We start from the raw sequence: 7,053 nt of genomic DNA, 5'->3' as shown, positions 1-7,053 counted from the left end.
GGCGTGCCCTGAAGCGGCGCTCAGCGCCCTCGGCGAGTGCCTACGCCCTCGACTTGGCACCTCGGTGATGCTTTCGACCCAATTTGCTTCGCGAGCTTCCTGCGCGTTGCTCCGCACTGCCTTCAGCGGAAAATCGAAAGACTCTCAGCTTCTCAGTCCCCAGYCGGTCGCCAGTACACGGTCGCCAGCGTCAAGGCCAGGATAGGTGGAGGCCTCGACGACACCGGCAAAGTCGATGCCCGGGATCAGCGGAAACTGGCGGATGACCGGTGACCGGCCACCGAGCGCCATCGCGTCCTTGTAGTTCACCGTCGAGTACTCGACCGCGACGGTGACGTCGCCCGGCATCAGATCCTCGTCCTTGAAGTCGACTAGGTTGGTTGAAATCGTGTCGCCCGGCTTGTCGGCGAGCAATGCCTTGAATGTCATTGTCTTCTCCTGGTTAGGTGATCATCATGTGTTGTGCTGGATCAACGGACCTAACTGAAACACCTTGGGCTCACCCGCCAGCAACTGCGGTGCCTTCGCAAAGAAGGCCTGGACATTGGGCTTCTGCCGGTGGGCATCGGAATCTGCCTTGCTCTCCCAGATCTCGTAGAGGATCCAGGTCGTCTCTCCGACCACTTGGTGCCAGTTGAAGGTGACGACGCCCTTGTCCTCGCGCGTCCCGGCGACGTTTTCCTGGACTAGGGCCGCGAACTCGTCGGCATGTTCCGGATTCACAGGCAGGATGACGCACAGAGCATATGGCTTCGACATGAAGTTCTCCATTGATTTAAATTTGATGGGTGTCCGTGGGGTTCCGGTCGAAGGTGTACGGCTCGGCGTTTCAAGGCGCGGCCCGATAGCGCTCGGCCGCATGTGCCTGCCGGAGTTCCGAGAGCAGGCCTAGCCGCGCGGTATCCAGTGCATCCCAGCGTGCGGCGTCGTGCAGGGGTGGGATGGACACGAGCTCGCGGCGATCGAAGCCGACCAGCGCGGCATCCACCAGCTCACCCACCTCCATCAAATCAGGCATCGCACTGATATCGATGCCCGCGCGCTGCCAAATCTCGGTACGAGTCCCCGCAGGCAGTACCGCCTGCACGTAGACGCCCTTGGGCGAGAGCTCCAGGCTCAATCCCTGGGATAGGAACAGCACGAATGCCTTCGTCGCGCCGTAGATCGACTGGCCGAACTCCGGTGAGAGGCCAACGACCGACCCGATGTTGACGATTGCGCCTTCGCCTGCCTGCACCAGCCGCGGGGCGATGGCACCGGCCAGTCGAACCAGCGCCGTGGTATTGAGTGTGACCAGTCGGTGGATGCTGTCGGCTGTCTGCTCGATGAAGCTGCCGGATTGGGCAGCCCCGGCATTGTTGATGAGGATGCCGATCCTGGCGTCGTCACGAAGGCGGGTCTCGACGGCGACCAGGTCGCCTGGCTGCGTGAGGTCGGCCTGGAGCACGTCAACAGTGACATTGCTTTCGTGGCGCAGGCGAGCGGCCAGCGCATCCAGTCTCGCCTTGTCGCGAGCGACCAGCACGAGATGGTGGCCGCGGCTGGCAAAGCGCTCGGCGTAGGCAGCACCAATACCTGACGACGCGCCGGTGATGAGAACAGTGGAACGCTTGGTCATATGTTTCTTCTCTTGATCAATTAAGGGTGCCGCCGCCGTGCCTCGCGACGTCGGCAAAGCACTACTGAATGCTGGATTCAGCGAGCGCCGGGTAGTCGATGTAGCCCGCGGCGCCACCGCCATAGAGCGTGGCCGGGTTGAGCGCGGTGAGGGGTGCGCCGATCTCCAGTCTTTCGACCAGATCGGGGTTGCTGATGAAGGGGCGGCCGAAGGCGAACAGGTCGGCCTTGCCGTCGATCAGGCGGGCTTTGGCCAGTTCGAGGCCGTACCCGTTGTTGGCCAGGTAGGTGTTCTTGAAGCGAGTGCGCAGCGAATCGAAATCGAACGGCACGGAATCGCGTGCACCACCGGTGGTGCCTTCGACGACATGCAGATAGATGATGCCCAGTCCACTGAGTTGCTCGGCGATGTAGTCGTACTGCGGCTGCGGGTCGCTGCAGGAAATGGCACCGGCCGCCGACACCGGCGAGAGGCGCACGCCCGTGCGTTCGGCACCGATCTCCTTTGCCACGGCAGCGGTGACTTCAAGCAGCAGGCGCGCGCGGTTCTCGACGGAGCCGCCGTACGCGTCGGTGCGGGTATTGGCGCCATCCTTGATGAACTGCTCCAGCAGGTAGCCGTTGGCACCGTGGACCTCGACGCCATCGAACCCGGCGGCGATCGCATGGGCCGCAGCCTGGCGGAAATCCTCGACGATGCCCGGAATCTCATCCAGCGTCAGCGCACGTGGCTCGGAGACATCGTGAAAACCATTGTTGACGAAGGTCTTGGTCGCGGCGCGGATGGCGGAGGGCGCCACCGGCGCAGTGCCACCAAGCCGCAGATCGACGTGAGAGATGCGACCCACGTGCCACAACTGGACGAAGATACGCCCGCCCTTGGCGTGAACGGCGTCGGTCACCTTGCGCCAGCCGTCGATCTGCGGCCGCGTGTAGAGGCCCGGGGTGTCTTGGTAGCCCTGGGCATCGGCCGAGATCTGGGTGGCCTCGGTGATGATCAGGCCCGCTGAGGCGCGTTGACTGTAGTAGGTGGCGGCGTGCTCGCTGGGCACCAGACCCGGACCGGCACGATTGCGCGTCAACGGCGCCATCACGATGCGATTGGACAGTTTGAGGGAGCCAAGTGTGTAGGGCTCGAAGAGCGCGTTGTCAGTCATGTTTGTCTGCTGTGTCGTCGTTGGTAAGGCGGGAAATGCGGATGCGCGGCGGCATCACTCCTCCAGGAACTGGATTGCGTGTTGGAGGAAGCGCTCGGGATACTGGAACTGCGCGCCGTGCCCGGCGTCGGGGTAGATCAACAGCTGTGCGTTGGGAATGTTCTGCGACAGATGCCAGGAGTTGATCGTGGGGATCATGATGTCGTGGACGCCGTTGAGCACCAGGGTCGGCTGCGTGATGGCGTTCAGGAAGGCATAGGGGATCGCACCCGGCAGTGGTTGCAGGTAGGCGGCGTGCGCTTCGGCCTGGGCTTGAGCGACCGCCATGGAGCTGGGCGGATCCTGGTCGACGCGCTGGTGGCGGCGCTCCCAGAACGCCAAACCCGCCTGCTTCGCAGCGTCCGAGCGGCCGAAGAACAGGTAGAGGAAGTCTTCTGCGGTGGGCACGGGATTCGGCGCGACTTCCAGCACCTTGGGCTCCATCTTTGGATCTCCGCCCCGCAGTCCGGTGCCGAGCAGAAGAAGCTTGCGAACCAGTTGCGGGTGACGCAGTGCGACCTCCTGCACCTGGAAGCCCCCGATCGAGAAACCAAGCAGATCGACCTGGGACAGACCCAGCGCCCGGATCACCAGGGCGATGTCGTCTGCCATGTCTTCGATCCGGTTGCGGGGCGTGCCGGTCGAGGAGGCAATGCCGCGTCCGTTGTAGAGGATGACCTCGCGGCCCGCGGCCAGGCCATCGGTCAACAGGGGATCCCAGTGGTCTAGGCCACCGCGGAAATGCTGGACGAAGAACAGCGGGGGCTGTCCGCTGGAGGTGTTCCCCCAGCGGCGATAGGCGAACTTGTCGCCGTCCACTTCGATGTAGCGGGTGGGGGCCGTCAGGTGGGTGTCGCTCATGTTCAGAATCCTTTCGGGGTAAGTTCACATAATGATGTCGATCATCATCTTTACTGTCAAGGACTTTGATGATGATCGACATCAATGTATATTCACGGCTTCACTGATGGCATATCTGGAGAGATCCTGGACATGAAGGTGACCAAAGCGCAGGCGCAGGCGAACCGGGCGCACATCGTCGAAACGGCCTCTACGCTGTTTCGCGAGCGTGGCTGCGACGGGGTGGGGATTGCGGACTTGATGGCGGCCGCCGGCTTCACCCATGGTGGGTTCTACAAGCACTTCCCGTCCAAGGCCGACCTGATGGCGGAAGCGGGCGACCTGTGGTTTTGCTCAGACGGCGGCCAAAGCCGAAGGCCTCGATGCGGGGGAGTTCGTCAAGCACTACCTGTCCCGCGAGCACCGGGACGCTCCTGGTGAAGGTTGCACGATGGCCGCGCTATGCGCAGACGCTGCGCGTCAGCCGGAGTCGATCAAGACGGCTTTTGCGACTGGCGTTGAAAGCCTGCTGGCGACCCTGGCAAACCAGTTCGGCGCGCCGAAGAACGACAAACGGGAAGGCGACGTGCGCGCCAGGCGCATCGAAGTGATTGCGCAGGTGATCGGTGCATTGGTGCTGTCGCGGGCGTGTCCTGACGACTCGCCACTCGCCGATGAAATCCTGGATGTCTGCCGCGCGGCAGTTCTATCGAGGCTGGCCGCGCCCCTTGAGGCGTAGCTGACACCCAGGGGGTGCGAGCGTTCGTGAGCGGGCGCAAGGGCGGTTGGGGCGAACTCCGTTCCGAGATCAAGCTCCAGTCAGGGCTTCGGCTCGACGTGCAGGGACTGTCCCGGCGCTTGGCAGTCGAGCACTCGTCAGCCCGATGCCGGGAACCCAACAGCGCGTATCGCCAGGACGGGCCGAAAGCGGCCCGCCTGGGGTCTCCCAGAACGCGGTCATGTCCAAGCGCGTTGGTTCTGCTGGGGAACGAAGAGGGTGGAAACTCTCTGAATTCGGCGAATTGCATCACGAGCGAGGAGGTACGCGTGGACCTCCTTCTCGCTCATCACCAACCACAGGAAGCATGGCAGGACCGCACCCGATCCTGTGACGCGGCATGTTCCCGGAGGCGGCGTTACCTGTGCGAGCAGGCCCTGAAGAGGGCCATCATTCATCGCAAAGGCTCGTTGTTCTTCAAGACGCTCAGCGGGGCACTCGCCGGCGAAGAACTTGAAGATCTGGCCGGCACGCGTGGCTTCGCCGATGCCTTCGGCCTTGGTCTTGCCCTCTTCGCGCGCCAGCAGCGTGCCGAGCTCTTCCTTGCGCGCCAGGATCTCGGCGCCGATCTTTTCCAGCGCCTCGGAGCGCGCCTGGGTGCCGCCGGTGGACCAGGCCGGGAAGGCGGCGCTGGCGGCCGCGACCGCGGCGTCGACCTGGGCGGCGTCGCCCTGCGCGTACTGGCCCAGCACGTCGCCGAGGTTGCTCGGGTTGACGTTGGCGCTGTAGCTGGCGGCGGCGCGCCATTCGCCGTTGATGAGGTTGTCGTGCTGTTGCATTCAGTCGCTCTCTGGAAGCTATCCCCAAAGGTGCTCAGGACTCTGCCGTGAAGCCGATCTGCTTGACGACGGGTCCCCAACGCTCGTAGTCCGACTTCAGCAGCGCTGCGAGTTCAGCCGGACTGGACGACTTCGCTTCGAGCCCCATCGCGGCCAGTCCCTCGACGACGTCGGGCTTCGCGAGTGCCGCGCGAATTGCCGCATTGGCCTTGTTCACGATCTCGGGCGGGGTCTTGGCCGGCAGATAGAAACCGAACCATTCGCTGAACACCAGGTCCTTGAATCCTTGCTCGGCCAGCGTCGGCACGTCGGGGGCAAAGCGGCTGCGCTGCGCGCCGGTGGTGGCCAGCAAACGCGCCTTGCCGCCGGACAGATGCGGCAGGAATTCGCCCACCGGCGCCGAGACGGCGGCGATCTGGCCGCCAATCATGTCGAGAAGAGCCGGTTGTGAACCGCGGAATGCGACATGCCGCAGGTCGACCTTGCCAGCGCGCCCGATGAGCTCGCCCGCGAAGTGGGGCACTGACCCAGCCGCGGGCGAGCCGAAGTTGGCTTGCGACGGGTTCGCCTTGCACCAGGCGAAGAAATCCGAGATGGTCTTGACGTTGGCCGGAACCATCGGACCGACGCCGAATGCCAGGTCGAAGACCACGCCCAGCGACACGGGCGTCAGGTCGGCCACGGGATCGTAGGCCAGCTTCTTGTACGTGTGGGGGTAGATACCGACCATCGACATGGGCGTGACCAGCATCGCACTGCCATCCGCGGGCGCGGTCTTCATGGTCTGGATGGCGATCTGGCCGCCGGCGCCCGACTTCGTGTCGACGACCACGGCCTTGGCATAGTCGCCCCGCAATTTGTCGGCCACACGGCGCGCCAGCGTGTCGACGGTGCCTCCGGCAGCGAAGCCGGAGACGATTCGCGCGGTCTCGATGGATTGGGCGTGTCCCAGAAGTGGGAAGCCAGCGAGAGAAGCGCCTGCTGACGCGAATGCGAACTTCAAAACCTTGCGGCGAGGGGGATTCATAGACAAGTCTCCATGTGTTTGTAGGCAAAAGCTGAAATGACGCTGTCTCAGGGCTGATGGATGTGTGCCTGGCGCAGGTTGTTCTTCAGACGCTCGGGCACGCGCTCGTCGAAACCAAAGGCCACCCGGCGCACTTCGGCGGTGTCCGTCGGTGGATGGCCGACCCCCAGCGCGCTGGCTCGCGGGGCATCGATGGCGACCACCGTGCCGGCGACGCGGCCCAGGCCGGTGATCTCGCATTCCACCAGATCGCCTGGATCCACCGAGCGCGAATGGCAGGGTGTCCCCATCAGGATCACGTCGCCAGGCACCAGCGTGATGTGCCTGGCGATGTCGGCGATCACGTAGTGCGGCCCCCAGATCGTTTCGTCGCCGATATGTGCTTCCTGCACGACGAGGCCGTTGACATAGGTGCGCAGCGTTTGGGCAAAGAGATCGACCCCGCGCACGATGCCTGGCCCGATGGGCAAGAGCGTGTCCGCACCCTTGACGCGGAGCATCGAACCCTGGTCGGTGTCTCGAAAATTCTGCAGCCCCATGTCCAGCGCGGGGCAGAAGCCCTCGATGTAGTCCCAGGCTTCGTCCGGCGTGACGTTGCGGCAGGTCTTGCCGATGACCACCGCGTACTCGCCCTCGTAATTCAAGTAGAGGCAATCGGCCGGCTTGAGGATCTGGCCGCGGTGTCCGTTGAGCGCGGTGGGCGGCTTGGTGAAGTAGGTCGGCGTCTCGGTGGGCTTGGCCTTGCTGCGGGTCTCGAAGCTGCGCGAGCTGTAAGAGATATGCACCGCGATGATCTTGCTCGGCGCGACCGGCGGC

The 7,053-nt window shown here is 64.0% G+C and carries 8 protein-coding genes and 1 pseudogene; 1 reads left to right on the top strand and 8 read right to left on the bottom strand.

All coding sequences use genetic code 11. The features are described from left to right. Positions 1-144: 144 nt before the first annotated feature. The 5 genes from AC1DY5_RS35785 to AC1DY5_RS35765 all read right to left on the bottom strand — a co-directional run bounded on the left by AC1DY5_RS35785 (position 145) and on the right by AC1DY5_RS35765 (position 3,674). Positions 145-429: an alcohol dehydrogenase catalytic domain-containing protein gene (locus AC1DY5_RS35785; RefSeq protein WP_478119235.1), complete on the bottom strand. Its 285-nt coding sequence runs from the start codon at positions 427-429 to the stop codon at positions 145-147. A gap of 24 nt (positions 430-453) precedes the next feature. Next, entirely contained in the window at positions 454-759 is a 306-nt protein-coding gene (locus AC1DY5_RS35780; RefSeq protein WP_478119234.1) for a putative quinol monooxygenase, read from the bottom strand. 70 nt (positions 760-829) lie between these two features. Further along, on the bottom strand, positions 830-1,618 hold the full coding sequence (locus AC1DY5_RS35775) for an SDR family NAD(P)-dependent oxidoreductase (RefSeq protein WP_478119233.1): 789 nt from the start codon (positions 1,616-1,618) through the stop codon (positions 830-832). A 61-nt stretch (positions 1,619-1,679) separates the two neighbouring features. After that, positions 1,680-2,774: an alkene reductase gene (locus AC1DY5_RS35770; RefSeq protein ID WP_478119232.1), complete on the bottom strand. Its 1,095-nt coding sequence runs from the start codon at positions 2,772-2,774 to the stop codon at positions 1,680-1,682. A 54-nt stretch (positions 2,775-2,828) separates the two neighbouring features. Beyond that, on the bottom strand, positions 2,829-3,674 hold the full coding sequence (locus tag AC1DY5_RS35765; RefSeq protein ID WP_478119231.1) for an alpha/beta fold hydrolase: 846 nt from the start codon (positions 3,672-3,674) through the stop codon (positions 2,829-2,831). A 132-nt stretch (positions 3,675-3,806) separates the two neighbouring features. Here AC1DY5_RS35765 and AC1DY5_RS35760 point away from each other — a divergent pair. Then, positions 3,807-4,392: pseudogene (locus tag AC1DY5_RS35760) on the top strand (TetR/AcrR family transcriptional regulator). 218 nt (positions 4,393-4,610) lie between these two features. On the opposite strand, the gene AC1DY5_RS35755 reads toward AC1DY5_RS35760, so the two are convergent. From AC1DY5_RS35755 to AC1DY5_RS35745, 3 genes are all read right to left on the bottom strand, one after another. Continuing rightward, complete coding sequence (locus AC1DY5_RS35755) at positions 4,611-5,210, bottom strand: aldehyde dehydrogenase family protein (RefSeq protein WP_478119230.1); 600 nt, start codon at positions 5,208-5,210, stop codon at positions 4,611-4,613. Positions 5,211-5,244: 34 nt separating this feature from the next. Beyond that, a complete protein-coding gene (locus AC1DY5_RS35750) occupies positions 5,245-6,237 on the bottom strand; it encodes a Bug family tripartite tricarboxylate transporter substrate binding protein (RefSeq protein WP_478119229.1) in 993 nt (330 codons plus the stop codon). A gap of 47 nt (positions 6,238-6,284) precedes the next feature. Beyond that, on the bottom strand, positions 6,285-7,053 hold a 769-nt coding region (locus tag AC1DY5_RS35745), incomplete at its 5' end, for a fumarylacetoacetate hydrolase family protein (protein ID WP_478119228.1).

This window comes from Variovorax sp. P4_D9, assembly GCF_056401695.1.
Note: the sequence above shows the minus strand (reverse complement) of the source record. Positions and strands in the feature narration are given on the sequence as shown.

Bases quoted from the DNA above. Each gene is read 5' to 3' on its own strand.
- AC1DY5_RS35780 (WP_478119234.1), bottom strand. From the start codon at position 759: ATGTCGAAGCCATATGCTCTGTGCGTCATCCTGCCTGTGAATCCGGAA.
- AC1DY5_RS35775 (WP_478119233.1), bottom strand. From the start codon at position 1,618: ATGACCAAGCGTTCCACTGTTCTCATCACCGGCGCGTCGTCAGGTATT.
- AC1DY5_RS35770 (WP_478119232.1), bottom strand. From the start codon at position 2,774: ATGACTGACAACGCGCTCTTCGAGCCCTACACACTTGGCTCCCTCAAA.
- AC1DY5_RS35765 (WP_478119231.1), bottom strand. From the start codon at position 3,674: ATGAGCGACACCCACCTGACGGCCCCCACCCGCTACATCGAAGTGGAC.
- AC1DY5_RS35755 (WP_478119230.1), bottom strand. From the start codon at position 5,210: ATGCAACAGCACGACAACCTCATCAACGGCGAATGGCGCGCCGCCGCC.
- AC1DY5_RS35750 (WP_478119229.1), bottom strand. From the start codon at position 6,237: ATGAATCCCCCTCGCCGCAAGGTTTTGAAGTTCGCATTCGCGTCAGCA.